The sequence below is a fragment of the Streptomyces durocortorensis genome (assembly GCF_031760065.1).
Classification (GTDB): domain Bacteria; phylum Actinomycetota; class Actinomycetes; order Streptomycetales; family Streptomycetaceae; genus Streptomyces.
Genome location: NZ_CP134500.1, coordinates 5,053,439 through 5,079,962 on the forward strand (window position 1 = coordinate 5,053,439; position 26,524 = coordinate 5,079,962).

Consider the following 26,524-nt stretch of genomic DNA (forward strand, 5'->3'; position numbering starts at 1 on the left):
GCACCCATGGGGCGCTATGTCGCACGACGACTGCTCCAGATGATCCCGGTCTTCATCGGGTCGACCCTGCTGGTCTTCCTGATGATGTACGCACTGCCCGGCGACCCCGTCAGAGCACTTGCCGGTGAACAGCACGTAGACGCCACCCAGATCGCGCAGATCAAGGCGGACCTCGGTCTCGACCAGCCGATCTGGATGCAGTATCTGAACTACCTGGGCAACCTGTTCCAGGGGGACCTCGGCACACAGATCGGGACGCAGCGCCCGGTGGCCGACGTCATCGCCGATGCCTACCCGATCACCGTCAGACTCGCGATCTTCGCGTTCGTCTTCACGGTCGTCGCCGGGATCTCGCTCGGCATCATTGCGGGTCTGAAGGCCGAGTCCCTCCGGGACCGCGGTCTGCTCGGCCTGACGCTGGTGCTGATCTCCATGCCCTCCTTCGTCCTGGGCTTCCTCGTTCAGCACCTCTTCGCGTTCCAGCTCGGCATAGCCAAGCCCAACGTGAGTATCGAACCGACCAACGGCGAGCTGATCATGCCGGCCGTCGTGCTGGCGTCGCTGTCGCTCGCCTACGTTGCCCGTCTCACGCGTACCTCGGTCGCCGAGAACCTGCGCGCGGACTACATGCGCACGGCCGTCGCCAAGGGCCTGCCGCGCCGCCGTGTCATCGGCGTCCACCTGATGCGCAACTCGCTGATCCCGGTCGTCACCTTCCTCGGCACCGACATCGGCGCCCTGATGGGCGGCGCGATCGTCACCGAGGGCATCTTCAACATCAAGGGTGTCGGACAGCTCGTGTTCGAGGCCCTGGGGAAGCGCGAGGGCGCCACGGTGGTCGGCATCGTGACGCTGCTCGTCATCGTCTACCTCGTCTGCAGCCTGCTCGTCGACCTGCTCTACGCGGTCCTGGACCCGAGGATCCGGTATGCCTGACACCACCGCACTCAAGAAGAGCACCGACGTCCCGGCCGCCGCCGGTCAGACGCCCGCCGCGACAGACGCAGGGCCCGCGCCCGGCAAGCCCCGCAGCCTCTGGTCCGACGCCTGGCACGACCTGCGCCGGAACCCGCTGTTCCTCGTCTCGATGGTGCTGATCGTGCTGCTCGCCGTGATGGCGGCCTTCCCGAGCCTGTTCACCAGTGCCTCGCCGCGCGACGCGGACCTGGCCAAGCACTATCTCCAGCACCCGAACTGGGGCAACTTCTTCGCCCCGGACTGGCTCGGCTACGACGGCCAGGGGCGCTCGATCTACGCGCGTCTCATCTACGGGGCCCGTGCCTCCATCACCGTCGGCGTCGTCGTGACCCTCGCGGTCACCATCACCGGCCTCATCGTCGGCATGATCGCCGGTTACTTCGGCGGCTGGATCGACACGATCCTCTCGCGCGTCACCGACGTCTTCTTCGGTGTCCCCTTCATCGTCGGCGCCATGGTCATCCTGACCACCTTCGAGGAGCGCTCGGTCTGGGTCGTGATCCTGTCGATGGCCTTCCTCGGCTGGACCTCGATCGCCCGTGTCGCCCGCGGCTCGGTGATCACGATCAAGCAGGCCGACTACGTCGTCGCCGCCAAGGCGCTCGGCGCCTCCACCACCCGGATTCTGACGCGGCACATCCTGCCGAACGCCATCGCTCCGGTGATCGTGGTCGCCACCATCGCGCTCGGCGGTTACATCGCCGCCGAGGCCACCCTGTCGTTCCTCGGTATCGGCCTCGCCGAGCCGACGGTCTCGTGGGGCATCGATGTGTCCGCTGCGAAGGACCAGCTCCGCAACGCTCCGTACGTCCTGATCATCCCCTCGGTGATGGTCTCGATCACGGTGCTGTCCTTCCTGATGTTCGGCGATGCGGTCCGCAACGCCCTCGACCCCAAGATGCGCTGAGGGAGGCGTTCGTGACCACCATCGACAAGACGGCTCACGTCCCCGCACCGCGGGAGTCCGTGAGTGGCGACGGTCCACTGCTCGACGTCCGTGACCTGCACGTGGAGTTCCACACCCGTGACGGTGTGGCCAAGGCGGTCAACGGTGTGAACTACACCGTCAGCGCCGGCGAGACTCTCGCGGTGCTGGGTGAGTCCGGCTCCGGCAAGTCCGTGACCGCGCAGACCATCATGGGCATCCTCGACATGCCGCCCGGGAAGATCACGCAGGGCGAGATCCTCTTCCGCGGTCAGGACATGCTGAAGATGTCCAACGAGGAGCGCCGGAGGATCCGCGGCCGCAAGATCGCGATGATCTTCCAGGACGCCCTGTCCTCGCTGAACCCGGTCCTCAGCGTCGGCTACCAGCTGGGCGAGATGTTCCGGGTGCACCAGGGCCTGTCCCGCAAGGACGCCAAGGCCAGGTCCATCGAGCTGATGGACCAGGTCAAGATCCCGGCGGCGGCGGCCCGTATCTCGGACTACCCGCACCAGTTCTCCGGCGGTATGCGCCAGCGCATCATGATCGCCATGGCGCTGGCCCTGGAGCCGGACCTGATCATCGCGGACGAGCCGACCACCGCGCTCGACGTGACGGTGCAGGCCCAGGTCATGGACCTGCTGGCCGAGCTCCAGCGCGAGTACAACATGGGCCTGATCCTGATCACCCACGACCTCGGCGTGGTCGCCGACGTCGCGGACAAGATCGCCGTGATGTACGCGGGCCGGATCGTGGAGACGGCCCCGGTGGGCGAGCTGTACAGCCGCCCGGCGCACCCGTACACCCGTGGTCTGCTGGACTCGATCCCGCGCCTGGACCAGAAGGGCCAGGAGCTCTACGCCATCAAGGGTCTGCCGCCCAACCTCACGCGCATCCCCGCCGGTTGTGCCTTCAGTCCGCGTTGCCCCAAGGCGCAGGACATCTGCCGTACGGACGTCCCGCCGCTCGCTCCGGTGACCGAGCAGGACGGCCTTGAGCTGGTCGGCCGCGGCAGCGCGTGCCACTTCTGGAAGGAGACGATCCATGGCTGAGCTCAAGAAGGAGCCCGTGGACGCCACCCCGAACGTCTCCGACGTGGAGACCGCGGACGCCGCGACCGAGGCGGAGGCCGTAGCCGCCGTCGACGCGCCCGCCGGCCAGGGGGAGCCGATTCTCCAGGTGCGCAACCTGGTCAAGCACTTCCCGCTGACTCAGGGCATTCTCTTCAAGAAGCAGATCGGCGCGGTCAAGGCCGTCGACGGGATCTCCTTCGACCTGTACGCCGGTGAGACCCTGGGCATCGTCGGGGAGTCCGGCTGCGGCAAGTCCACGGTCGCCAAGCTCCTGATGACGCTGGAGCGGGCCACCGCCGGTGAGGTCTTCTACAAGGGCCAGGACATCACCAAGCTGTCCGGCCGTGCGCTGAAGGCCGTGCGCCGCAACATCCAGATGGTGTTCCAGGACCCGTACACCTCGCTGAACCCGCGCATGACGGTCGGCGACATCATCGGGGAGACCTTCGAGATCCACCCCGAGGTGGCCCCGAAGGGCGACCGGCGCCGCCGCGTCCAGGAGCTCCTGGACGTCGTGGGTCTGAACCCGGAGTACATCAACCGGTACCCGCACCAGTTCTCCGGCGGTCAGCGCCAGCGCATCGGCATCGCCCGGGGCCTCGCGCTCAACCCGGAGATCATCATCTGCGACGAGCCGGTCTCCGCGCTCGACGTGTCGGTGCAGGCGCAGGTCATCAACCTGATGGGGAAGCTCCAGGACGAGTTCAACCTGTCCTACGTCTTCATCGCGCACGACCTCTCCATCGTCCGGCACATCTCCGACCGCGTCGGCGTGATGTACCTGGGCAAGATGGCCGAGATCGGTACGGACACCCAGATCTACGACCACCCGACGCACCCCTACACCCAGGCGCTGCTGTCGGCGGTCCCGGTGCCGGACCCGGCGGCCCGCGAGGGGCGCGAGCGGATCATCCTGACCGGTGACGTTCCGTCCCCGGCGAACCCGCCGTCCGGCTGCCGCTTCCGTACCCGGTGCTGGAAGGCCGAGGAGCGCTGCGCGACGGAGGAGCCGCTGCTGGCGATCCCCGAGCGCTTCGTGTCGGGGGCCACCCCGGCCGCGCACGAGTCGGCGTGCCACTTCGCCGAGGAGAAGGACGTCGTGCACGCGGCGTAACCTCTTTCGGTAGCTCGACGAACGATGCCCGGTCCCCCGTGGGGGCCGGGCATCGTCGTGTCCGCGCACCCCCGTGCCCGTACGGGGTAAGCCCGCATGCGATGAGTGGTGTTATGGGGTGATATGAGGCATTGAGCTACTCGATGACTCTAGGAGGCACTCCATGCGCGGAGCCACACACGTCAGGTGGGCCGCATGTGCGGTGGCCGTCGCCCTGGCCGCGACAGCCTGCGGTGGCGGGGACGACAGCGGCGGCGGCAGCGGCGCCGACGGGATCGTCAGCTCCTCCTGGGGCGACCCGCAGAACCCGCTGGAACCGGCCAACACCAACGAGGTGCAGGGCGGCAAGGTCCTCGACATGGTCTTCCGCGGGCTGATCCGCTACGACCCGAGGACCGGCGAGGCCCAGAACATGATCGCCGAGTCCATCGACACGACGGACTCCCAGACCTTCACGATCAAGCTGAAGGACGGCTGGACGTTCTCCAACGGCGAGAAGGTCACCGCCAACTCCTTCGTCGACGCCTGGAACTACGGCGCCGCGCTGAAGAACAACCAGAAGAACGCCTACTTCTTCCAGTACATCGAGGGCTACGACACGGTCCACCCGGAGTCCGGCACCGCCTCCGCCGAGACCATGTCCGGACTGAAGGTCGTCGACGACCTGACCTTCACCGCCAAGCTCACCCAGAAGTTCTCCCTGTGGCCCGACACCCTCGGCTACTCCGCCTTCGTCCCGCTGCCCAAGGCGTTCTACGACGACCACGACGCCTGGCTCTCCAAGCCCATCGGCAACGGCCCGTACACCGTCGAGTCCTACGCCAAGGGCTCCTCGATGAACCTGCGCCGCTGGGACGACTACCCGGGCGACGACAAGGCGCAGAACGGCGGCGTGGACCTCAAGGTCTTCACCGACAACAACACCGCCTACACCTCGCTGACCTCAGGCAACCTCGACCTCGTCGACGACGTGCCCGCCTCCCAGCTCCGGAACGTCGAGCAGGACCTGGGCGACCGGTACATCAACACCCCCGCCGGCATCATCCAGACCCTCTCCTTCCCGTTCTACGACGACGAATGGAACACCGACGACGCCCGCAAGGTCCGCCAGGGCCTCTCGATGGCGATCAACCGGCCGCAGATCACCGACCAGATCTTCCAGAAGACCCGTACCCCGGCATCCGACTGGACCTCCCCGGTCCTCGGCGAGGAGGGCGGCTACAAGGAAGGCCTCTGCGGCAAGGAGTGCACGTACGACAAGGACGAGGCCAAGAGGCTGATCGACGAGGGCGGCGGCATCCCCGGCGGCCAGCTGAAGATCTCGTACAACGCGGACACCGGCTCCCACAAGGAGTGGGTCGACGCCGTCTGCAACAGCATCAACAACGTCATGGGCAACAACCAGGCCTGCGTCGGCGGCCCGGTCGGCACCTTCGCTGACTTCCGCAACCAGGTCTCCACCCAGAAGATGACCGGGCCCTGGCGCGCGGGCTGGCAGATGGACTACCCGCTCATCCAGAACTTCCTCCAGCCGCTCTACTACACCAACGCCCCCTCCAACGACGGCAAGTGGACCAACGAGGAGTTCGACGACCTGGTCGACCAGGCCAACGCCGAGAGTGACAAGGCGGCGGCCGTCACCACCTTCCAGGAGGCGGAGCAGGTGCTCGTCGAGCAGATGCCCTCCATCCCGCTCTGGTACCAGAACGGCAGCGCCGGCTACTCGGACCGGATCGACAACGTCGCACTGAACCCCTTCAGCGTCCCGGTCTACGAAGAGATCACCGTCAAGTGACCTGCTGATACCGGACGGCCGGGACGCCCGACGCGCGTCCCGGCCGTCCGCGCACCCCTCCGCCGAGCCCGCCCCGACCCCCGGAGCCCCTCATGGGACGTTATGTGATCCGGCGGCTGCTGCAGATGATCCCCGTCTTCTTCGGCACCACGCTGCTGATCTTCCTCATGGTGAACGTGATGGGTGACCCCATCGCGGGTCTCTGCGGCGACCGCCAGTGCGATCCGGCCACCGCCGCCCAGCTGCGCGCCGAGTTCGGCCTCGACAAGCCGGTCTGGCAGCAATACCTGACGTACATGGGCAACGTCTTCACCGGCGACTTCGGCACCGCGTTCAACGGGCAGAAGGTCACCGAGCTGATGGCCACGGCCTTCCCGATCACGATCCGGCTCACCGTCGTCGCGATCGCCTTCGAGATCGTCATCGGCATCAGCCTCGGCGTCGTCACCGGCCTGCGGCGCGGCCGCCCCGTCGACACCACCGTCCTCATCCTCACGCTGGTCGTCATCGCCGTCCCGACCTTCGTCACCGGCCTGCTGCTCCAGCTCCTCCTCGGCGTCAAGTGGGGCATCATCAAACCCTCGGTCTCCCCGGACCCCACCATCGACGAACTGCTCGTCCCCGGCCTCGTCCTCGCCTCGGTCTCGCTCGCCTACGTCACCCGGCTCACCCGGACCTCGATCGCCGAGAACGCCCGCGCCGACTACGTACGCACCGCCGTCGCCAAGGGGCTGCCCCGCCGCCGGGTCGTCGTCCGGCACCTGCTGCGCAACTCGCTGATCCCCGTCGTCACCTTCATCGGTACGGACGTGGGAGCCCTGATGGGCGGGGCCATCGTCACCGAGCGGATCTTCAACATCCACGGGGTCGGTTACCAGCTCTACCAGGGAATCCTGCGCCAGAACTCCCAGACCGTCGTCGGGTTCGTCACGATCCTCGTCCTCGTCTTCCTGGCCGCCAACCTGATCGTCGACCTCCTGTACGCCGTACTCGACCCGAGGATCCGCTATGCCTGAGCCGCAGTCATCGGACGGAGCGATCTCCCCGGCGGGAGCCGGCGGCGCGATGGACCTCGCCCTGGAGGAGGGCGCCAGCCTGGAGAAGACCCCGGGCGGACCCGAGGGCACCGGCCCGGCCGGAAAGCCCCGCAGCCTGTGGTCCGACGCCTGGCGCGACCTGCGGCGCAACCCGGTCTTCATCATCTCCGCGCTGGTCATCCTCTTCCTGGTGATCATCTCGATCTGGCCCTCGCTCATCGCGAGCGGCGACCCCCTCCAGGCCGACCTGGACGACGCCCAGAAGGGCTCGGAGCCCGGCCACCCCTTCGGCTTCGACCCGCAGGGCCGCGACGTCTACACCCGCGTCGTCTACGGCACCCGGACCTCGGTCACCGTCGGCGTCTGCGCCACCCTCGGCGTCGCGATCCTCGGCAGCGTGCTGGGCGGGCTCGCGGGCTTCTTCGGCGGCTGGTGGGACTCGGTCCTCTCCCGCCTCACCGATGTCTTCTTCGGCATCCCCGTCGTCCTCGGCGGCCTGGTCTTCCTCTCCGTCGTCACCAGCTCCACCGTCTGGCCCGTCGTCGGCTTCATCGTCCTGCTCGGCTGGCCCCAGATCGCCCGTATCGCCCGCGGCTCGGTGATCACCGCCAAGCAGAACGACTACGTCCAGGCGGCCCGCGCACTGGGCGCCTCCAACTCCCGGATGCTGCTGCGCCACATCACCCCGAACGCCATCGCCCCCGTCATCGTCGTGGCGACCATCGCGCTCGGCACCTACATCTCGCTGGAGGCGACCCTGTCCTTCCTCGGCGTCGGCCTGAAGGACCCGGCGGTCTCGTGGGGCATCGACATCTCCGCGGCCGCCAACTACGTCCGCAACGCCCCGCACATGCTGCTCTGGCCCGCCGGGGCACTGGCGATCACCGTGCTCGCCTTCATCATGCTCGGCGACGCGGTGCGCGACGCCCTCGACCCCAAGCTGCGCTGAGGAGCCGGTTGCCATGTTGCTCGAAGTGCGCGATCTGCATGTGGAGTTCCACACCCGCGACGGGATCGCCAAGGCCGTCAACGGGGTCAATTACTCGGTGGCCGAGGGCGAGACGCTCGCCGTCCTCGGCGAGTCCGGCTCCGGCAAGTCCGTCACCGCGCAGGCGATCATGGGCATCCTCGACATGCCCCCCGGGAAGATCGCGGGCGGCGAGATCCTCTTCAAGGACCAGGACCTGCTGAAGCTCAAGCCGGAGGAGCGGCGCAGGATCCGGGGCCAGGAGATGGCCATGATCTTCCAGGACGCCCTGTCGTCCCTCAACCCGGTCCTCACCGTCGGCCAGCAGCTCGGCGAGATGTTCGTCGTCCACCGCGGGATGTCCCGCAAGGACGCGAAGGCCAAGTCGGTCGAGCTGATGGACCGGGTCCGCATCCCGGCCGCCAAGGAACGGGTCGGCAACTACCCGCACCAGTTCTCCGGCGGGATGCGCCAGCGCATCATGATCGCCATGGCGATGGCCCTCGAACCGTCCCTGATCATCGCGGACGAGCCGACCACCGCCCTCGACGTCACCGTCCAGGCCCAGGTCATGGACCTGCTCGCCGAGCTCCAGCGCGAGCTGAACATGGGCCTCATCCTCATCACCCACGATCTCGGTGTGGTCGCCGACGTCGCGGACAAGATCGCGGTGATGTACGCGGGCCGGATCGTGGAGACCGCGCCCGTCCACGAGATCTACAAGGCGCCCGCCCACCCGTACACCAAGGGCCTCCTCCGGTCGATCCCGCGCCTGGACCAGAAGGGCCAGGAGCTCTACGCGATCAAGGGCCTGCCGCCCAACCTGCTCCGCATCCCGCCGGGCTGCGCGTTCAACCCCCGCTGCCCGATGGCCCAGGACGTGTGCCGCACCGATGTGCCACCCCTCTACGAGGTGGACGAACAGCGCAGGAGCGCCTGCCACTTCTGGAAGGAGACGCTCGATGCACGCTGACGGCGACCGGAACGAGGGGAGCGGGGGCGGTGCGGCGGGGTCCACCCTGCTGTCCAAGGCGGGGGAGGGCGGCAAGCCGTACGCCGACGGCGACCCGATCCTCGAAGTGCGCGGCCTCGCCAAGCACTACCCGCTCACCCAGGGCATCCTCTTCAAGCGGCAGATCGGCGCGGTCCGGGCCGTCGACGGTGTCGACTTCGACCTCCACGCGGGCGAGACGCTGGGCATCGTGGGGGAGTCCGGCTGCGGCAAGTCGACCGTCGCCAAGATGCTCGTGCATCTGGAACGCCCCACCGCGGGCGCGATCCGCTACAAGGGCGAGGACGTCTCGCGGCTGTCCGGCCGGGCGCTGAAGGCCGTGCGCCGCAACATCCAGATGGTGTTCCAGGACCCGTACACCTCGCTGAACCCGCGCATGACGGTCGGCGACATCATCGGGGAGCCGTACGAGATCCACCCCGAGGTCGCCCCCAAGGGCAGCCGCCGCCAGAAGGTCCAGGATCTGCTGGACGTCGTCGGGCTCAACCCGGAGTACATCAACCGCTATCCGCACCAGTTCTCCGGCGGCCAGCGCCAGCGCATCGGCATCGCCCGGGGACTCGCCCTCAACCCGGAGATCATCGTCGCCGACGAACCGGTCTCGGCGCTCGACGTCTCCGTACAGGCCCAGGTCGTCAACCTGCTGGACCGGCTCCAGGCCGAATTCAGCCTGAGCTTCATCTTCATCGCGCACGACCTCTCCATCGTCCGGCACATCTCCGACCGGGTCGGCGTGATGTACCTCGGCCGGATCGTGGAGATCGGCACGGACGCGGAGATCTACGACCACCCCACCCACCCGTACACGCAGGCGCTGCTCTCCGCCGTGCCCGTACCGGACCCGGAGGCCCGCGCCCACCGGGAGCGGATCATCCTGCACGGCGACGTCCCCTCGCCCGCCAACATCCCCTCCGGCTGCCGCTTCCGTACCCGGTGCTGGAAGGCGCAGGAGCGGTGCGAACTGGAGGTGCCGCTGCTGGCGGTCCCCGCGGAGTTCCGGTTCTCCGACACCCCTGCCCGGCACGACTCGGCCTGCCACTTCGCGGAGGAGAAGCATGTGGTGCCGCAGGAGGGGGAGTTGGAGATCCCGGGGCGGCGACCGGTCGAGGACGTGCCCGAGCCGGGGGACGACGGGCCAGGGCCGGGGGACGACGGGTCCCAGCCGGGGCCCACGAAGGACGAAGCACCGTAAAACGGCATCAGATTCGTTAACAAGCCGGCAACTCGCCCGTCGCCACACCGATATACGAACGCTCCATGCTGTACAGCGTACGGCCGTGCGGGTGCCGTGAACCGGCCGGAGCGTCGTCCTGTCGCCCCGGCCGGTTTCCCGTCGCCCCCCCCGTTGCCCGCGTCGACCTGCTGATTCGTTGTCACCTTGTTCATTCGTTCGGGGCGGTGGAGTATCGCCGGGTGACACTTACACGGGGAGCGAGAATCACCGGCGCCGTTCTGTGCGCGGTGCTGGCACTGATGGCCCTGGCCTGGATCGTGCGGGACGTGCGGGCCGCCGACGGGCCCGTGGCCGTGTGGGAGTACTGGTCGGGCACCGCCGACCTGCGGACAGGCCTGCGGCCCGCCACCACGTCGACCACCTTCGTCCTGCTGGTGGCCTACATCGCGGCCGCCGTGGCCGCGCTGCGTTCCACCGCCGCCGCTTCGGTCCTGGTCGTCACCGGGATCGTCACCTTCGCGCTGCGGCTGCCCGGTGTCTGGACGGTGGGCGACGCCCTGGCCCCGGAGGACCTGCGCGACCGGGCTCTGCTCACCACGTACGCGGCGCTCGCCGCCTCCGTCGGCCTGATCGTCGCCGGGGCCGCCGGCCGCCGCCCCGCCCCCGAGGGCGGGGTGCGTCCCCTGGGTCCTGGGCGCGGGGCGGGGGTGGCCGCTCTCCTGCTCCTCGGTTTCCAGGCCGTGGTCTTCGCCGGCTGGGAGATCCGGCAGCCGTTCGTCTATCCGTCCAACCTCTATCCCGCGTGGTTCATCGGCGGGAGGCCCCTGCACACCCCGCTGACCGAGGGGCCGCCCGGGTGGGTCAACGCGGTGCTCGTCCTGATGTTCCTGGCGGCGGCCGTCGGAGCGGTCGCGGGAGCGGTCAACGCGCGACCGCTCGGCCTGATCGCGGGCGGGTTCGCGCTCTGCTCCGGCGTGCTGGGCGTGGCGCGCGCGATCCACTTCGACATGTTCGACGGGTTCGCCGGCATGGACATCGAGGGGCAGCTGAACCTGCTGAGCTTCGTCACCTCGCTCCTCGCCGGCATCGCCGTGATCATCGTCCTCGCCCGCAAGGGTGTCGAGCGGTCCCCCGGCGGAGCCACGGGCCCGTGGGGCGGCCCGAACTCCTGGGGCGGTGGCTGGGGCCCGCCGGGGCCCTGGGGCGCTCAGGCCCCCGGCGGGCCGGGAGCGCAGGGCTACCCGCCCGCCCCCGGGCACCCGCCCGTATCCGGACCTCCGCAGGGCGGTGGCTTCGGACCCCCGCCCTCCTCGCCGCCCCGCTGGTGAGCCGGCGAGCCGGTGAGGGAGAGGCGGGCGGGGTGCCGAGGCCTCAGCTTCCGGTCAGCCCCAGCGAGCGCTTGAGGAAGTCCACCTGAAGCAGGAGCAGGTTCTCCGCGACCTGCTCCTGCGGCGTCATGTGCGTCACCCCGCTCAGCGGCAGCACCTCGTGCGGCCGCCCGGCCGACAGCAGCGCCGAGGACAGCCGCAGGGCGTGCGCGACGACCACGTTGTCGTCGGCGAGCCCGTGGACGATCATCATCGGGCGGAGCTGCTCGGCGGGCTCGGACAGCCCCTCGTCGGTGACCAGCGCATTGGACGCGTACACCTCGGGCTGCTTCGACGGGTCTCCGAGATAGCGCTCGGTGTAGTGGGTGTCGTACAGCCGCCAGTCCGTCACCGGAGCGCCCACCACGGCCGCGTGGAAGACGTCGGGGCGGCGCAGCACCGCGAGGCCGGAGAGGTAACCCCCGTACGACCAGCCCCGGATGGCGACCCGGGACAGATCGAGCGGGAACCGCTCGGCGAGCGCCCGGAGCGCCTCGATCTGGTCGTCCAGGGTAAGGGTGAAGTCGTCCCGCACCGCTTTCTCCCAGGCGGGCGAGCGGCCCGGCGCGCCCCGCCCGTCCGCGACGACCACCGCGAAGCCCTGGTCCGCGAACCACTGCGAGGTCAGGTGCGCGTTGTGGGCGGCGACCACCCGGCGGCCGTGCGGACCGCCGTACGGATCCATCAGGACCGGAAGCGGACCATCCGATTCCCGGTAGCCCGTGGGAAGTAGCACGGCGCACGGAATCCGCCGTGCGCCCCCCTCGGTGAGCGTCACGACGGCGGAGAGAACCGGATCCTGGGCGAAGCTCGCGATCCGGGCCAGCCGCTTGCCGTCCCGCAGCACCCACGCGGCGGCTCCTGGCTCCTCGGGGACGGCCGAGACCACCACGGTCAGACCGCCCGAGCGGACGGCGGAGTGCACACCCACCCCTTCGGAAATCCGCTCGATTCCCAGCTCGTTGACCCGGTACACATGGATCTGCCCGACCTCCGGCTCGACGGCGTCCTCACCGGCCACCGCCGAGACCAGGATGTCGGACTCCCCGATGTCCAGCACCGACTGGACATGCAGCTGGGAGCCGGTCAGCAGCCGGTCGCCGACCGCGAGCACCCGCGCACCGCCCTCGTCCGCGATCCGTACCAGCCGCCCGTCCGGTGCCCACGCGGGTACCCCGGGGAAGAGATCCAGCCACACCGGGTCCTCGTCCACATGCACGATCCGGGTCGCGCCGGTCTCCGGATTCACCGCCAGATACCGCTGAGCGCGCTGGTCGCGGGTCTGCACCAGCAGCAGCGGAGCACCCGCGGAGGACCAGTGCACCTGGGCCAGGTACGGGAACGCGGCCCGGTCCCAGACCACTTCCGTACGAGCCCCCTCCAGGTCCATGACGAAGAGCCGCACCTCGGCATTGGGCGTCCCCGCCGCCGGATAGGCGACCTCCGCGGGCTTGCGCTCCGGGTGCGCCGGATCGGCGATCCACCACCGCTGTACGGGGCTGTCGTCGGCCCGCGCCACCAGCAGCCGGTCCGACTCCGGCGACCACCAGAAGCCCCGGTAGCGGTGCATCTCCTCGGCTGCGACGAACTCCGCCAGGCCGTAGGTGACGTGGGAGTCCTCCGGCTCGGCCAGTGGCCGGTCGCCTTCGCCCTGCGCCCCGACGACCCGCAGCGCGCCCTTCGCCACGTACGCGATGTGCCGCCCGTCGGGCGAGGGGCGCGGGTCGATCACCGGCCCCGGCACCGGCAGCGCCCGCGCGGTCCCGGCCCGCAGCTCGGCCACGTACACCTTTCCGGACAGGGCGAAGGCCGCCAACTCCGCGGCCCGGTCGACCGCGTAGGAGACGATGCCCGCCGAACCCTCCCGGGTCCGCTCGCGCCGGGCCCGCTCCTGCGGCGACAGCTTCTCCGCCGAACCGCCCAGCAGGACTTCGGGATCGGCGGCGATCCGCTCCTCACCGGTCGCCGGGTCGAGCACCCAGAGGCGGGTGGTCCGGTCGGTGCCGGAGGCGGACCGCAGGAAGATCACGCGTGTCTCGTCCGGTGAGACGGTGAAGGCGCGAGGTGCGCCGAGAGTGAACCGCTGGGTCCGTGCGTGCTGGCGGGGAAAGGACAGCTTCTGCGAGGTCATGGCTCCGAACTTAGCTCCGAACTCGGCCGCGTGGCGCGGTTCGTGCGCCCCTCGTGCTGCAATGCCCCGATCAATGCGTTGGCACGGATAGTTATGATCCGTAGCGCTCGGTGGGTATGAACCCGCTGGCTCCGCGTGTGCCGCCCGTCCCGACCGTACTGATGGAGGTGAACCGCCGTGGCGCTCTCGATTTCGGCGGTAGTGCTGCTGGCGATCATCGTCTTCCTGCTGATCCGGAAATCCGGGCTCAAGGGGGGGCACGCGGTGGTCTGCATGCTGCTCGGGTTCTACATCGCGAGCTCGTCCATCGCGCCGACCATCTCCGACCTGACGACCAACGTGGCGGGGATGATCAGCAGCATCAAGTTCTGACCCGGGGCGGGCACGGGGTACGGGCGCGGGGGCACGGGGGGTCTCCGGGCTCGTAGGGTGGTCCCCATGAAGGACCTTCCCGCCCGCCGTCTGCTGCTGGTGCACGCGCACCCGGACGACGAGTCGATCAACAACGGCGCCACCATGGCCAGGTATGCGGCCGAGGGCGCCCACGTCACCCTGGTCACCTGCACGCTCGGCGAGGAGGGCGAGGTCATCCCGCCCGCCCTCGCCCGCCTCGCCGCCGACCGGGACGACGTCCTCGGCCCCCACCGGGTCGGCGAGCTGGCCGCGGCGATGAAGGAGCTCGGCGTCACCGACCACCGCTTCCTCGGCGGCGCGGGCCGCTACCGGGACTCCGGAATGATGGGCGCCGAGCAGAACGGCCGCCCCGGCTCCTTCTGGTCCACCCCCGTGGACGAGGCGGCCGCCCACCTCGTCGAGGTGATCCGCGAGATCCGTCCCCAGGTCCTGGTCACCTACGACCCCGACGGCGGCTACGGCCACCCCGACCACATCCAGGCCCACCGGGTCGCGATGCGCGCCGCCGACCTGGCCGCCGACCCGGCGCACGGCACCGGCGCCCCGCACACCGTCGCGAAGATCTACTGGAACCGGGTGGAGCGCCCCGTGGTCGAGGCCGCCTTCGACCGGCTGCGCACCACGGCGCCGGACGCCTTCCCGGGCATCGCGGCCGTGGACGACGTCCCGGGAGTGGTCGCGGGCGACGAGATCACCGCGGAGATCGACGGATCGGCGTACGCCGGGGCGAAGTCGGCGGCGATGCGCGCCCATGCCACCCAGATCGTGGTGGACGGTCTCTTCTTCGCCCTCTCCAACGACCTGGGTCAGCCCCTGCTGACGACCGAGTGGTACCAGCTGGTGCGGGGAGTCCCGGGGGCGCCCCCGGGCGCCCGCGAGAGCGATCTGTTCGCGGGCCTGCCGGACGCGACGGGGGGTGCGGCATGAGCGGCAACCCGGGTAACGGCGGCGGCAAGGGCGCGAACCCCGGCAAGGGCGGTGGCGCGAGCGGTAGCGGTAGCAAGGGTGACGGCATGAGCGCGAACCCCGGCAAGGGGGGTGGAACAGGCGGCAACCCGGGCAAGGGCCGCGATCGGGCAGGCGCCTCCCGTGCCCCGCGGACCAGCGCCCCGCCGAGGGCCCCCGAGCCTTCCGCGTTCACCGCCCGGCCGAACCCGGCCCGGATCGCGGGCTACTTCGGCCTGGCCGTGCTCGGCGTCCTCGTCGCGCTCGCCGGAACGCTCGTCCAAGCCGCCTGGTTCCCGGCCGGGTTGATCATCGCGCTGGCGGGCTCCGGGGGCCTCTTCTACGGCGGCCGCATCCTGACCGGCACCCAGATCGGCGCACTCGCGCCCGCGGTCGGCTGGTTCATCACGGTGTTCCTTCTGCTGAGCGGGCGGCCGGAAGGCGACTACGTCTTCGGCGACGAACTCGGCCTGGTGCTCTTCATGCTCGGCGGCACCGCCGTCGCTGTGATGTGCGCCACCACGTCAAAAGTGCCGCAATCAGCCACCCGCAACGCCCGGTCCGGCGTCTGAAGTGCCAAGTCCGGGACCGGGACAACCCCCACAGGTGTGATGCACGGGTGGAGGTTTCCCCCGGTCGCGGAGTGTCCGACGGCGGCGGCCAGTATGGTGGTGCGCGCGCCGAGCCGTCCCCTGGCCTGCGGCATGGGGGAAGTACGGGCGGCGGAGCCAATCGGGAGAACCTGCTTTGAGTCGTGAAACTGACAGTTCGTCGTCCGGGCCCCAGGGGCGCGGTGGGGCCGCGTACCCATCGGGTACGCCGCCGTACGGATCCCGCCAGTATCCGTCGCTGCACCCGTCGCAGGACGGCTCGGACGACACCCCGGAATCCGTGGATCCGCCCCGGCCCGAGGAACCGAGGACCGAGACGACGCTGACGACGCGCATCCGGATCAACATCCCCGGGTCGCGCCCCATCCCACCGGTCGTGATGCGTACGCCGATGGCCGAGAGCGACATCGCCACGGGCGGCCCCGACACGGAGCGCACCGGCAGCACACCGCGCCCCGGCACGCCGTCGGCGGCACCCGCACCGGCGGACCGCGCGGGCGGTGCGGACCGTGCGTACGGCCCGTCCGCTCCGGACAGCAGCGCGACGGCCGACCGGTCCCGGGACGGCGGCGCGACGGCCGACCCGGCGCCCGCGGAGAAGCCGGCCCGGGAGAAGAGCGGCAGCGACTGGTTCGCCCCGCGCAAGGCACCGACCCCGCCGCAGGGCGTGGCCACGCAGGGCCCCGGCACGGCCGGTGGCGCCTCTTCCGCCACGGGGGGCGCTTCGGGCGGTCCGGGCGGCTCCGGCCCGGGTGGCCCGGGAGCGGGTGGCCTCGGCTCCGGTCCGGGTGCGGGCGGTCCTGGCGCGCCCGGCGCGTCCGGTCCCGGCGGTGGCCCGGGTCCCTCGCGCCCCGACCTGCCGTATTTCTCGGACGCCCCGCAGCCCGGCGGTGGCCCGGGTGCCCCCGGCGCACCCCGCCGCAGCGCGCTCGACGGGTACGGCGCGGAGCCCCCCGGCGGCGGTCCGCTGCCCACCCCCGACCTCGGTGCGCGGACACCCGGCCCGTCCGGCCCCACCACGGGCCCGGTCACCGGCACCTCATCGCTGACCCCGAACCTCAGCGGCATCCCGGGCCTCGGCGGCCCAGGCCCGATGGTCCCGGGCCATCCCGGCGGCGTACCGCCCCGGATGTCCGACGACACCGCGATCCTCACGCCGCAGGCCCCGGCGCCCGAGCCCGGCCCCGGCGGCCATGTCTCGGGCGACACGCTGACCAGCGGCATCCCGGTCGTACCCAGCGAGCCCCGCTCGCCGTTCCCGGACCGGCCGGACGGCCTCGGCGGCCCGGCGGCGGGCGGGCCCGGCGGGCCGGGGGGACCCGGTGTCCCCGCACCCGGGCCCGCCGCACCCCGTCCGGCGGCGCAGTCCGCCCCTGCTCCCGCCCCTGCTCCCGCCCCCGCGAAGAAGGGCCGCTCGAAGCTGGTCCTTCTCGGTGTGGCCGCGGTCGTGCTGCTCGGGATCGCCTACGGGGCGGGCCTCCTGCTGAACCACTCCGAGGTCCCCAAGGGCACCACGGTGCTCGGAGTCGACATCGGCGGCGGCACCAAGGAGGAGGCGGTCACCAAGCTCGAAGCCGCACTCGGCGAGCGGGCCCGGACGCCGCTCCAGCTGTCGGTGGACGGCAAGGAGGAGAAGCTCGACCCCGCAAAGGCCGGTCTCACCCTGGACAGCCAGGAGACCGTGCGCGGCGCGGCGGGCAGCGACTACAACCCGGTCTCGGTGATCGGTTCGCTGTTCGGCGGGGAGCGCCCCGCCGCCCCGGTGATCCCGGTCGACGAGGAGAAGCTCGGCGTGGCCCTGACCGACCTGGCGGGCGCCTCCGGGTCCGCCGCCGACGCCACGATCCGCTTCGAGCCGAACAGGGCCGTGGCGGTGCCGGGCAAGCCGGGCAAGACGCTGGACGTCGGCCAGTCGCTGATCTCGGTCCGTGACGCCTTCCGCGCCCAGGTGCAGACCGGGCAGGCCAAGCTGGTCGAACTGCCCGTCACCACCAGCGAACCCACCATCACCCAGGCCGAACTGAACCGGGCGATGAAGGAGTTCGCGGAGCCCGCGATGTCCGGCCTGATCACGATCAAGGCCGGACCCAAGCAGATCCAGTTCGGCCCGGCCAGGAGCCTGCCGCAGATCCTCTCGATGAAGCCCGTCGAGGGGCGGCTGGTCGACGTCTACGACAAGAAGGCGATCGACACCCTCCTGGAGGGCGTCTTCGACGGCATCATGGCGGTCAAGGCCGACGGCAAGGAGCGCCAGGTCGGCGCGGACGACGTGGCCCAGGCCATGAAGACGGCCCTGACCGGGAAGACCCCGGCCGAGCGCACGGTCACCATCGACCTGACGGGCCAGGGCTGACGTCCTACGGGTACGCCGCCGAGGGCACCATCCGCCGTCCCCGCCCGGACCGCTCCGGGCGGGGCGGCGTGCGCTTGCCCAGGTCGGCTGTACACGTCAAGAGGTGTGCGCGAGGAGCCTCATGAGGCACTGGTGAATCTGACAACTGGTGTCGTGTGCCGGGGAATTGACGGTTCTGGTTCGGCCGGGGCGCCCCCGGCCTCAGAACCTGATGTCCTGCCTGCTCGCGGGTGCGGTTCCGGCCGGTCGCCGGGCGGGCCCGGACAGGCGGGGGCGGGGCGTACGGGGGACGATGGGGCCATGAGTTCCCCTGCCGGACCGGAACGCCCGCCCCGCGAAACCGACCAGATCAAGATCTGGTTCCGCTTCGCGCCTCGCGAGGGCTGGTTGCCGTACGACACGGAGGGGTTGTGGGCGACACGGCTGGGTCCGGACACCGCACGGGTGGACAATGTGCCCTTCCTCCAGGACGGGGTCGCCGAGGGCGAGACCGTACGGTTCCGGACGGACGAGCACGGCGTGCACTGGGCCATGGGCCGGGTGGTGGACTCGGGCAACTGCACCGTACGGGTGCTCCCCGTGCCGGAGGGTCCGCTCGGGCGGGACGCACGCGCTGTGCACGAGCGGCTCGCGGGGTTCGGGCTGCGGGGTGAGGTGTTCAGCGCCGAGTTCCCGCTGGTCGCGCTGACTGTGCCGGGCGGGGCGGACCTGCGGGGGGTCAAGGCGCTGCTCGCCCGGGGCCGGGACGAGGGCTGGTGGCACTTCGAGGTCTCGTGCGTCACGGACGCGTGGCGGGCGGCGTGACACCTCCGGTCGCGTGATCCTTTCGTACGGGTGGCGGGAGCGGGACGTGCCCGTACGGTGATCCTTCTCCGCCGAGCGGTCCGCCCCCGTCCTCACCCGCCGCGGTGCGCAGCCCCGGCGCCAGCGCCAGGGTCACCGCCACCGAGAGCGCCGCGGCCGCCGCCATACCCGTCGCGGGGGAGGTCAGCTGGGCGATGGCGCCCGCCACGGCGGCGCCCACCCCCTGCATCGCGAGCATCCCCGAGGAGGCCAGCCCGAGGGCCTGACCGCTCAGCTCCGGCGGCGTCAGGGCCACCAGCCGTTCCTGGAGCAGCAGGCTCGCGGCGAAGCCGACGCTCGCCAGGACCACCGCCGCCAGCGCGATCGGCAGCCCCGGGCGCAGGACGAAGAGGAGGTGGGGCGCGGCCAGCAGCAGCCGGAGCGGGCTGCCGAGCCGCGCCCGCCACCGCACCGTGACGAACCGCCCGACCAGCGCGTCCCCGGCCAGCATCCCCAGGGCCCCGCCGGCGAAGAGCAGCCCGGCGTGCCCGGGGGCGTAGGCGACGTACAGGGACTCGCAGCCCACGACGAGCCCGTTGGGCACCCACAGTGCGAGGAACACATGCCGGCGCGGCACGGACGACCAGAGCCGCGCGTTCGTCCGCCGGGTCTCGCCGACCGAGGCCCGGCCGGTGGACCGCGGCGTCCGGGCGGTGAGCCCGAACCGGGCCACGGCCGCCGCGACGACGTACAGGGCCGCCCCGACCAGCAGCGTGCCGCGCGCGGAGAACACGGCCACCAGCATCCCGCCCACCGCGAACCCGCAGATCTGCATCGCGCCGCCCGTCATGTTCAGCACGGAGCGGCCGAGCAGGAACCCCTCGCGCGGAACGATCTCGTTGAGCAGTCCATGCCGTACGCCGCCGCCCGGCGACGCGGCCGCCCCCAACGCCAGCAGCACGCCGAACGCGGCCCACAGCGGCAGCCCCGGCACCGCCTGGACGCACGCGCCGAGCGCGGACAGCAGGGCCAGGGCGGTCAGCGCGGCGCGCGGCGGCACCCGGTCCGCCGCCGAGAGCAGGGTGAGCGCCCCGGCGAGCTGGGCCAGGGAGGGGCCGAACATCGCCAGCGCCGACAGCAGCGGCGAGCCCGTCCGCGCGTACACGAGGGTGCCGAGCGCCAGGCCGGTCGAGGTCTGGGCGGCCGTCTGCACGGAGACGGCCGCGAGGAAGGGGAGGAACTCCGGGGTGCGGAAGAGTTCGCGGTAGGTGCGCATCAGCGGAGTGTGCGGGCGTGCTCTCCGGGCTGGTTACTCTTTCGCGGCCAGGCGAAACATCGAGGATCAGGAGGGCGGGCCATGGGCTGGTGGCAGATCGGCACCGACACCCTCGCCACCAGCCGCTTCGTCGTCTCCCCGCTGGTCGAGACCGTGGCGAGCCTGCGTACTCTGGAGCGGGCCGTCGCCGCGCATCCGCGTGAGCGCGCCTGGCTGGAGCGGTGGCTGCCCGCCTACCGGCGGTTCCGGTCGGAGGACCCGCTCGCCGCCCGGATCGTCCGCGCCGCGTTCGCACCCCGCTGGAACGCCGATTTCCTCACCCCCGCCCCCGTACCGCCGCCCGCCGGGCAGCCGCCGGACACCTTCGCCCAGGAGCTGGAGCGGGTCCGGGCGACACCGCCGGAGAAGGCCCGCGCCGATCTCGCCGCGACCCTGCGCGGACCGCTGCCCGCCCCACTGGACCGGGACGACCTGGCCCCCCGCAGCGCCGACGTCCTGGAGTGGGTGTGGACGCAAGCGGTGCTGCCGGAGTGGCCCGCCCGGCGCCGGGTTCTGGAGTCCGACGTGATCGCCAGGGCCGCCCAGTTGAGCCGGGGCGGCTGGGCGCAGGCGATCGACGGGATGCGGCCCGGGATGCGCTGGCTGGGGAAGAGCCGGCTCCAGATCAACGCGTACGACAACCCGCCGCGCGAACTGGACGGAGCCCAGCTGGTGTTCACCCCCGTCACCGCCGACGTGGGCTGGGTCTGCTGGGACATCCCGCACCGCTACGGCGTCGTCTACCCGTGCGCGGGCGCCCTCGCCGACACCGGGCGTACCCCCGTACCGCAGGCGCTCGGAGCGCTGATCGGCCCCGCGCGGGCGGGAGTTCTCGTCCTGCTGGCCTCGCCGCTGTCCACGACCCAGCTCACCGCGCTGACCGGGCAGGGGCTGGGGTCCGTCGGGCGCCACCTGCGGGTCCTGCTGGACGCCGGGCTGGTGCGCCGCCGCCGGGCAGGACGGTCCGTGCTCTATTTCCGTACGTCGGCGGGGGACGGGCTGGTGCGTGCGGGCGGCTGAACGCGCCCCGCGCGCGCCCCCGTCCGCAGCTGGGAAGTCACCGGAAGGCGATGCGGTCCGCATGGATCGTGCGCATGTATGAGTCGTGACATCGGTGACTATTGGCGATGCTCATCGTTGTGACAATTTCTCTCTCGTCAGCAACGACCGAGCGAGGGGAATGTCGTGAATCCGGAGTACGCCGCGTACTGCCAGGCGGACCGCCGCTTCTACGACGCCCCCCACCGTTCCCTCGAATCCCTCGGAGAGGGTGACGAGGACCGCTCGTTCTACGCTCCGGTCCGCAGCGCGGCACCCCAGGGGTGGACCCGCTCCCGGCGCGGCGACTGGCTCTCCTTCAGCCCGGACGGGCTCCGGCTGCCGGCCCAGGGCTGGAAGATCCACATATCGGCCGCCGCCGACAACGCCGCATCCGTGCTGGAGCGGGTCGCCGGACACTGTCTGGCCCACCGGCTGCCCTTCAAGTGCGTACCGTCGCCCGGCCTGTTGAACCTGCGGAACGCCAAGTACGCGGACCGGGCGGGGAGCGGCAAGTTCATCACCGTCTACCCGCACTCCGAGGACACGTTCCCCGAGGTGTGCGCCGCGCTGATGAAGCTGCTGGAGGGCGAGCACGGCCCGTACATCCTCAGCGATCTGCGGTGCGGGAACGGTCCGGTGCACACCCGGTACGGGTCGTTCGCCGCCCGCTTCTGTACGGGCCCCGACGGGCGGCCCGTGCCCGCCGTCGCCGACCCGCAGGGCCGCCTGGTCCCCGACGACCGGGGCCCTGCCTTCCGGATACCGGCCTGGGTGACGCCGCCCGACTTCCTGCGCCCGCACCTCGAAGCCCGCGCCGCCGTCGGCCTCGGCGATGTGCCGTACACCGTCGAGAAGGCGCTCCATTTCTCCAACGGCGGCGGCGTCTACCTCGGCCGCGACACCCGCACCGGCGAGCAGGTCGTCCTGAAGGAGGCCCGCCCCTACGCCGGGCTCGCCGCCGACGGGGCGGACGCCGTCGCCCGGTTGGAGCGGGAGCGGGCCGCGCTGGAGAAACTGGCGGGACTGGACTGCGCACCGGCGGTGCACGACGCGTTCGAGGTCGGTGGCCACCACTTCCTCGTCCTCCAGTACCTGCCGGGCACCACCCTCAACACCGTCTTCGCCCGCCGCTTCCCGCTCGCCCGGCAGGACCCGGGCCCGGAGCTGCTCGCCGAACACGCGGCGTGGGCCGAGGAGGTGTACGGGAAGGTCGAGCGCGCCGTCGAGGCCGTGCACGCCCGAGGCATCGTCATCAGCGACCTGCACATGAGCAACGTCATGGTCGACGAGGAGACCTCCCGGATCTTCCTCCTGGACTTCGAGGCCGCCTCCCCGGCCGGTGACCGGCGCCGCCAGATCGTAGCCAACCCGGCTTTCGTGGCCCCGCCCGACCGGCGTGGCACCGAGATCGACCGGTACGCGCTGGCCTGTCTGCGGCTCGCCCTGTATCTGCCGCTCACCACGCTCTTCGGCGTCGACCGCACGAAGGCCGCCGGTCTCGCCCGCGAGATCGCATGGGTGTTCCCGGTGGCGGAGGAGAGCCTGCGGCCGGCGGTGGAGGAGATCCAGCAGGGTACGGAACCGGCTGCCGCGCTGCCCCCGGCCCCCGGTGACTGGCCCGAGAGCCGCGCCGCGATGGCCCGCGCCATCGCGGCCTCCTGTACGCCCGACCGCGAGGACCGATGTTTCCCGGGCGACATCGCCCAGTTCGCCACGGCGACCGGCGGCCAGTCCTTCGCGTACGGGGCGGCCGGAGTGCTCTACGCCCTGCACGAGACCGGCGCCCCGCGCGTCGAGCCGGCCGAGGAATGGCTGCTGCGGCAGGCCAAGGACCCGGCCTCCGGCTCCCCCCTCGGCTTCTACGACGGACTCACCGGCATCGCCTGGACCCTGAACCGGATCGGCCGCACCGCCGAGGCGTCCGACCTCATCCGGATCGTCCTGGATCAGCCCCTGGAAGGCCTGACGCCGGGCCTGCACAGCGGGTACGCCGGTATCGGCCTCGCCCTCGACGACCTGGCCCGTACCGCCTCCGCCGCCGAAGGCCCGGCGCTCGCCGCCGCTGCCGGCCGCTGCACCGCCCTCGCCGCACGCGCCCTGGTCGACGGTCCGCCTTCACCCCGGACCGGACTCCTGCACGGTGCGAGCGGGGTCGCCCTGCTGCTGGTCCGCCGGTACGGGACCACCGGGGACACCGCCCTCCTCGACCTGGCGGCCGCCGCGCTGCGGCGCGACCTGGACCGGTGCCGGGCGGGCGACGACGGCGAACTCCTCGTCGTCGAGGGCAAGCGGCTGATGCCCTACCTCGGAGCGGGCAGCGCCGGCATCGCGGCCGTCATCGACGCCTACCTGGCCCACCGCCCCGACCCGGAGCTGGAGGCCGCGGGCCGAGCCTTGGTCCCGGCCGCCCTCTCCGCCTTCTACGTCCAGCCCGGACTGCTGCGCGGCTCGGCCGGACTCCTCCTGCACCTGGCGGCCACGCCCCTGTGCGACGAGGAGACCCGGCAGCGGGCGATCCGCCTCCACACCCGCCTCCTGGCCGGTCAGGCGCTCGCGTGCGAGGGCGGACTCGCCTTCGCCGGCGAACAGTTGATGCGGATGTCGATGGACCTGGCCACCGGGACCGCCGGCTGCCTGCTCGCCCTGGGCAGTGCGCTGGACACCGCACCGGGCCCGCCCGCCACGCTTCCCTTCCTCGCCGCCGCTCCACAGGCGGCCCACCCCGGCCGCGCGAGCGGCCCCACGGACCGGCTCCTTCAGGGGTCGTAGCAACACCACCGCTCAACACCCAGCCGGAGCAACGAATTCCGGTTGCCGTCCCAGAAAGGAAACACCATCATGGCGCTTCTTGACCTTCAGGCGATGGAGACCCCGGCCGAGGACTCCTTCGGTGAGCTCGCGACGGGCAGCCAGGTCTCGCTCCTGGTCTGCGAGTACAGCTCGCTGAGCGTGACCCTCTGCACCCCGTGACGCCTCGCCGCCCGCTCCGCCGGTGAACGTAGCGGCGGACCGGGCGGCCCGCCCGCCGGTCCCGTGCGGTTCGTCCGCCCGGGACCGGCGGCGTCCTCACGTCCGTACGCGATCGACGCGGGTCCGGAAAGAGAGACCACGTGCCGACCGACCGCCGCGAGCCGGAAGGCAGGAACACGTGCGGCTGATACCCCGCCCCGCGACCGCATCCGGCCCCCGGCTGCTCGCCCGCCGCCACCCCGCCGCCCTCCTGGCCCTGTTCCTCTGCTCCACCGGCGGCGCGCTCGCCGCCCTCGCCCTGCCCGCCGCCCTCGGCCACACGGTCGACGGGCTCATCGACGGCGGGCCCGTGCCCTGGTCCGGGCTGCTGCTCTGTGCCGCACTGACCCTCGCCGAGACCGGGTTCGACGCGGGCGCGGCCGTGCTCGGCACCAGCACCACGGCCCGGCTCACCGCCCACCTGCGCACCCGCACCACCGCCCGGGTCCTGGCCGCCGAACCGCGCGACGCCCTCGCCGTACCGACCGGCGACCTCACCGCCCGGCTCACCGCCCGCACCGCCGACGCGGCGGCCGCACCCGTCACCGCCGCCGGAGCCGTCGCGGGCGTCCTGCTGCCCCTCGGCGCGGTCACCGGCCTCTTCCTCATCGACCCCTGGACGGCGGCCGCCTTCCTCCTCGGCGCACCCCTCCTCGTCGCCCTCCTGCGCACCTTCACCCGCCGCACCGCCGACGCCGGGGCCGACTACCAGCGTGCTCAGTCCGTCATCGCCCACCGCCTCACCGAGGCCCTCGACGGCGCCGACACCATCCGTGCCGCCCGCACCGGAGCCCGCGAGTACCGCCGCATCCTCGAACCGCTCGGCGCCCTGGCCGACCACGGCCGCCGCACCTGGACCGTGTACGGGCGGGCCGCCGGCCAGAGCGCCCTCCTGCTGCCCCTCCTCATGCTGCTGGTCCTCGCGGTCGGCGGACTCCGCCTCGGCGCGGGCGCGATCGGCGTCGGCGACCTGGTCGCCGCCTCCCGGTACGCGGCTCTCGCCGTCGGCATCGGCGCCCTCACCGGAGCCCTCGGCGCTCTCGCCCGCAGCCGGGCCGCCGCCCGCACCCTGGACCCGCTCCTCACTCTGGACCCGCTGCCGCACGAGGGGCTGGGCCCGCTCCCCGGCGGCCCGGGCCACCTCGAACTCCGGGACGCCGGTGTCGTCCAGGACGGGCAGCCGCTGCTCACCGGCGTACACCTGAGCGTCCCCGGCGGCACGTCGCTGGCCGTCGTCGGCCGCTCGGGCTCGGGCAAGTCGGTGTTCGCGGCGGTCGCTGGACGGCTCCTGGACCCGGACACCGGGACCGTGCTCCTCGACGGCGTCCCGCTCACCGCCATGGACCCCGCCCTCCTGCGTCCCGAGGTCGCCTACGCCTTCGCGCGCCCCGCCCTGCCCGGCACCACGGTCGAGGACACGATCGCCTTCGGGCCGTGGACCGCGGACCCCGAGGCGGTACGGGCCGCCGCCCGGGCCGCCCGCGCCGACGGGTTCGTCGGGCTCCTCCCGTACGGCTACGCCACCCCGCTCTCCGACGCCCCGCTCTCCGGCGGCGAACGCCAACGGCTCGGCCTGGCCCGCGCGTTCGCCCACCCCGGCCGGCTGCTGATCCTGGACGACGCCCTCTCCGGCCTCGACACCGTCACCGAGCACCACGTCCGCCGCGCCCTCGACGAGCGGGCCGGGCGCTGCACTCGCGTGATCGTGGCCCACCGGCTCTCCTCGGCCGCCCGCGCGGACCGGGTCCTCTGGCTGGAGGACGGCCGCGTCCGGGCGACGGGCCCGCACGAGGAGCTGTGGGCGGATCCGGAGTACCGGGCGGTCTTCCGTACGGAGCCGGCGGAGGTGCTGCCGAGCCCGCCGCGCTCCGAAGCGATGCAGGCAGCGGAGACCCGGTGAAGGCACCTCGGCCACCCCGACGACCCCGACCGGCCCAGGGCAACGCTCGCCGCAACGGCGCCCTCACCCGCGTCACGCACGACGCCCGCCCCTTCCTCCGCGCCCGCACCGGAGTCGCCCTGCGACTGGCCGGCTGGTCCCTGCTGGAGTTCGTCCAGACCTTCCTCGGCGGGTACGGCGTCGCCAGGGCCCTCGACCACGGCTTCCTCGCCGGACGCGCGCTCACCGGCCTCCTCTGGCTGGCCGTCGCCGCCGCGGCCGTGCTCCCCGCCCAGCTGGCCACCCGCGGGGTCTTCGGACGCCTGGCGGACCTGGTGGAGCCGCTACGCGACGGACTCGTGCGGCGCGCGGTGTCCCGGGCGCTCTCCGGTGCGCTCGCGCACCCCGCCTGCACCACCGCCCGCTCCCTCTCCCAGGTCACCCATCAGAGTGAGATCGCCCGGGACGGCTGGGCCGGACTCGTCCTGACACTGCGGTCGTTCGTGTTCACGGTGGCCGGGGCCGTGGCGGGGCTGCTGGCCCTGGAGCCGAGGCTCCTGCTGATCGTGGCGCCCCCGCTGATCCTGGGCGCCGCCCTCTT

Annotated in this window: 21 protein-coding genes; 19 read left to right on the top strand and 2 right to left on the bottom strand. The window is 71.9% G+C overall.

Going from position 1 to position 26,524, the window contains the following annotated elements:
* Positions 1 to 6 precede the first annotated feature (6 nt).
* The 10 genes from RI138_RS22530 to RI138_RS22575 all read left to right on the top strand — a co-directional run bounded on the left by RI138_RS22530 (position 7) and on the right by RI138_RS22575 (position 11,403).
* Positions 7 to 936 carry an ABC transporter permease gene (locus RI138_RS22530; protein ID WP_311121376.1) on the top strand — a complete coding sequence of 310 codons (930 nt, stop codon included), beginning with the start codon at positions 7 to 9 and terminating at the stop codon, positions 934 to 936.
* The gene (locus RI138_RS22535; RefSeq protein ID WP_311121377.1) at positions 929 to 1,885 is read left to right on the top strand and encodes an ABC transporter permease; all 957 of its coding nucleotides are present in this window, start codon (positions 929 to 931) and stop codon (positions 1,883 to 1,885) included. The genes RI138_RS22530 and RI138_RS22535 overlap by 8 nt, the downstream gene beginning before the upstream one ends.
* A gap of 11 nt (positions 1,886 to 1,896) precedes the next feature.
* Positions 1,897 to 2,955, top strand: a complete 1,059-nt coding sequence (locus tag RI138_RS22540) for an ABC transporter ATP-binding protein (RefSeq protein ID WP_311121378.1) — start codon at positions 1,897 to 1,899, stop codon at positions 2,953 to 2,955.
* The gene (locus RI138_RS22545) at positions 2,948 to 4,090 is read left to right on the top strand and encodes an ABC transporter ATP-binding protein (protein ID WP_311121379.1); all 1,143 of its coding nucleotides are present in this window, start codon (positions 2,948 to 2,950) and stop codon (positions 4,088 to 4,090) included. Before RI138_RS22540 ends, RI138_RS22545 begins: the two co-directional genes overlap by 8 nt.
* A gap of 163 nt (positions 4,091 to 4,253) precedes the next feature.
* A complete protein-coding gene (locus RI138_RS22550) occupies positions 4,254 to 5,885 on the top strand; it encodes a peptide ABC transporter substrate-binding protein (RefSeq protein ID WP_311121380.1) in 1,632 nt (543 codons plus the stop codon).
* Positions 5,886 to 5,977: 92 nt separating this feature from the next.
* On the top strand, positions 5,978 to 6,901 hold the full coding sequence (locus tag RI138_RS22555; protein ID WP_311121381.1) for an ABC transporter permease: 924 nt from the start codon (positions 5,978 to 5,980) through the stop codon (positions 6,899 to 6,901).
* Entirely contained in the window at positions 6,894 to 7,871 is a 978-nt protein-coding gene (locus tag RI138_RS22560; protein ID WP_096626953.1) for an ABC transporter permease, read from the top strand. Before RI138_RS22555 ends, RI138_RS22560 begins: the two co-directional genes overlap by 8 nt.
* 13 nt (positions 7,872 to 7,884) lie before the next feature.
* Entirely contained in the window at positions 7,885 to 8,862 is a 978-nt protein-coding gene (locus RI138_RS22565; RefSeq protein ID WP_096626954.1) for an ABC transporter ATP-binding protein, read from the top strand.
* Positions 8,852 to 10,093 carry an ABC transporter ATP-binding protein gene (locus tag RI138_RS22570; protein WP_311121382.1) on the top strand — a complete coding sequence of 414 codons (1,242 nt, stop codon included), beginning with the start codon at positions 8,852 to 8,854 and terminating at the stop codon, positions 10,091 to 10,093. The genes RI138_RS22565 and RI138_RS22570 overlap by 11 nt, the downstream gene beginning before the upstream one ends.
* Before the next feature lie 221 nt (positions 10,094 to 10,314).
* Complete coding sequence (locus RI138_RS22575) at positions 10,315 to 11,403, top strand: hypothetical protein (protein WP_311121383.1); 1,089 nt, start codon at positions 10,315 to 10,317, stop codon at positions 11,401 to 11,403.
* A gap of 43 nt (positions 11,404 to 11,446) precedes the next feature.
* On the opposite strand, the gene RI138_RS22580 is transcribed toward RI138_RS22575, so the two are convergent.
* On the bottom strand, positions 11,447 to 13,573 hold the full coding sequence (locus RI138_RS22580) for a S9 family peptidase (RefSeq protein WP_311121384.1): 2,127 nt from the start codon (positions 13,571 to 13,573) through the stop codon (positions 11,447 to 11,449).
* A gap of 177 nt (positions 13,574 to 13,750) precedes the next feature.
* Here RI138_RS22580 and RI138_RS22585 point away from each other — a divergent pair, with 177 nt between their 5' ends.
* The 5 genes from RI138_RS22585 to RI138_RS22605 all read left to right on the top strand — a co-directional run bounded on the left by RI138_RS22585 (position 13,751) and on the right by RI138_RS22605 (position 18,700).
* Positions 13,751 to 13,945 carry a hypothetical protein gene (locus RI138_RS22585; protein ID WP_010063247.1) on the top strand — a complete coding sequence of 65 codons (195 nt, stop codon included), beginning with the start codon at positions 13,751 to 13,753 and terminating at the stop codon, positions 13,943 to 13,945.
* A 66-nt stretch (positions 13,946 to 14,011) separates the two neighbouring features.
* On the top strand, positions 14,012 to 14,914 hold the full coding sequence (mshB, locus tag RI138_RS22590; protein ID WP_311121385.1) for an N-acetyl-1-D-myo-inositol-2-amino-2-deoxy-alpha-D-glucopyranoside deacetylase: 903 nt from the start codon (positions 14,012 to 14,014) through the stop codon (positions 14,912 to 14,914).
* Positions 14,915 to 15,000: 86 nt separating this feature from the next.
* Positions 15,001 to 15,504 carry a DUF6113 family protein gene (locus tag RI138_RS22595; RefSeq protein ID WP_311122982.1) on the top strand — a complete coding sequence of 168 codons (504 nt, stop codon included), beginning with the start codon at positions 15,001 to 15,003 and terminating at the stop codon, positions 15,502 to 15,504.
* Between the two features lie 175 nt (positions 15,505 to 15,679).
* Positions 15,680 to 17,896 carry a hypothetical protein gene (locus tag RI138_RS22600; RefSeq protein ID WP_311121386.1) on the top strand — a complete coding sequence of 739 codons (2,217 nt, stop codon included), beginning with the start codon at positions 15,680 to 15,682 and terminating at the stop codon, positions 17,894 to 17,896.
* A 300-nt stretch (positions 17,897 to 18,196) separates the two neighbouring features.
* Positions 18,197 to 18,700, top strand: coding sequence for a DUF4265 domain-containing protein (locus RI138_RS22605; protein WP_096626961.1), 504 nt, complete (start codon positions 18,197 to 18,199; stop codon positions 18,698 to 18,700).
* Here the strand turns inward: RI138_RS22605 and RI138_RS22610 are convergent.
* On the bottom strand, positions 18,675 to 19,955 hold the full coding sequence (locus RI138_RS22610; protein WP_311121387.1) for an MFS transporter: 1,281 nt from the start codon (positions 19,953 to 19,955) through the stop codon (positions 18,675 to 18,677). The genes RI138_RS22605 and RI138_RS22610 overlap by 26 nt on opposite strands.
* An 81-nt stretch (positions 19,956 to 20,036) precedes the next feature.
* Between RI138_RS22610 and RI138_RS22615 the strand changes: the two genes are divergently transcribed.
* The 4 genes from RI138_RS22615 to RI138_RS22630 all read left to right on the top strand — a co-directional run bounded on the left by RI138_RS22615 (position 20,037) and on the right by RI138_RS22630 (position 25,944).
* Positions 20,037 to 21,014, top strand: coding sequence for an ArsR/SmtB family transcription factor (locus RI138_RS22615; RefSeq protein ID WP_311121388.1), 978 nt, complete (start codon positions 20,037 to 20,039; stop codon positions 21,012 to 21,014).
* 165 nt (positions 21,015 to 21,179) lie between these two features.
* Positions 21,180 to 23,804, top strand: coding sequence for a class III lanthionine synthetase LanKC (lanKC, locus tag RI138_RS22620; protein WP_311121389.1), 2,625 nt, complete (start codon positions 21,180 to 21,182; stop codon positions 23,802 to 23,804).
* Positions 23,805 to 23,873: 69 nt separating this feature from the next.
* Entirely contained in the window at positions 23,874 to 24,005 is a 132-nt protein-coding gene (locus RI138_RS22625; protein WP_096626963.1) for a SapB/AmfS family lanthipeptide, read from the top strand.
* 178 nt (positions 24,006 to 24,183) lie between these two features.
* Positions 24,184 to 25,944, top strand: a complete 1,761-nt coding sequence (locus RI138_RS22630; RefSeq protein WP_311121390.1) for an ABC transporter ATP-binding protein — start codon at positions 24,184 to 24,186, stop codon at positions 25,942 to 25,944.
* Positions 25,945 to 26,524: the final 580 nt, after the last annotated feature.

Excerpts from the sequence above, each read along its gene's own strand:
- mshB (WP_311121385.1), top strand. The coding sequence starts at position 14,012 with ATGAAGGACCTTCCCGCCCGCCGTCTGCTGCTGGTGCACGCGCACCCG.
- RI138_RS22570 (WP_311121382.1), top strand. The coding sequence starts at position 8,852 with ATGCACGCTGACGGCGACCGGAACGAGGGGAGCGGGGGCGGTGCGGCG.
- RI138_RS22545 (WP_311121379.1), top strand. The coding sequence starts at position 2,948 with ATGGCTGAGCTCAAGAAGGAGCCCGTGGACGCCACCCCGAACGTCTCC.
- RI138_RS22565 (WP_096626954.1), top strand. The coding sequence starts at position 7,885 with ATGTTGCTCGAAGTGCGCGATCTGCATGTGGAGTTCCACACCCGCGAC.
- RI138_RS22535 (WP_311121377.1), top strand. The coding sequence starts at position 929 with ATGCCTGACACCACCGCACTCAAGAAGAGCACCGACGTCCCGGCCGCC.
- RI138_RS22555 (WP_311121381.1), top strand. The coding sequence starts at position 5,978 with ATGGGACGTTATGTGATCCGGCGGCTGCTGCAGATGATCCCCGTCTTC.
- RI138_RS22625 (WP_096626963.1), top strand. The coding sequence starts at position 23,874 with ATGGCGCTTCTTGACCTTCAGGCGATGGAGACCCCGGCCGAGGACTCC.
- RI138_RS22595 (WP_311122982.1), top strand. The coding sequence starts at position 15,001 with ATGAGCGCGAACCCCGGCAAGGGGGGTGGAACAGGCGGCAACCCGGGC.
- RI138_RS22550 (WP_311121380.1), top strand. The coding sequence starts at position 4,254 with ATGCGCGGAGCCACACACGTCAGGTGGGCCGCATGTGCGGTGGCCGTC.
- RI138_RS22610 (WP_311121387.1), bottom strand. The coding sequence starts at position 19,955 with ATGCGCACCTACCGCGAACTCTTCCGCACCCCGGAGTTCCTCCCCTTC.
- RI138_RS22530 (WP_311121376.1), top strand. The coding sequence starts at position 7 with ATGGGGCGCTATGTCGCACGACGACTGCTCCAGATGATCCCGGTCTTC.
- RI138_RS22615 (WP_311121388.1), top strand. The coding sequence starts at position 20,037 with ATGGGCTGGTGGCAGATCGGCACCGACACCCTCGCCACCAGCCGCTTC.
- RI138_RS22580 (WP_311121384.1), bottom strand. The coding sequence starts at position 13,573 with ATGACCTCGCAGAAGCTGTCCTTTCCCCGCCAGCACGCACGGACCCAG.
- RI138_RS22560 (WP_096626953.1), top strand. The coding sequence starts at position 6,894 with ATGCCTGAGCCGCAGTCATCGGACGGAGCGATCTCCCCGGCGGGAGCC.
- RI138_RS22605 (WP_096626961.1), top strand. The coding sequence starts at position 18,197 with ATGAGTTCCCCTGCCGGACCGGAACGCCCGCCCCGCGAAACCGACCAG.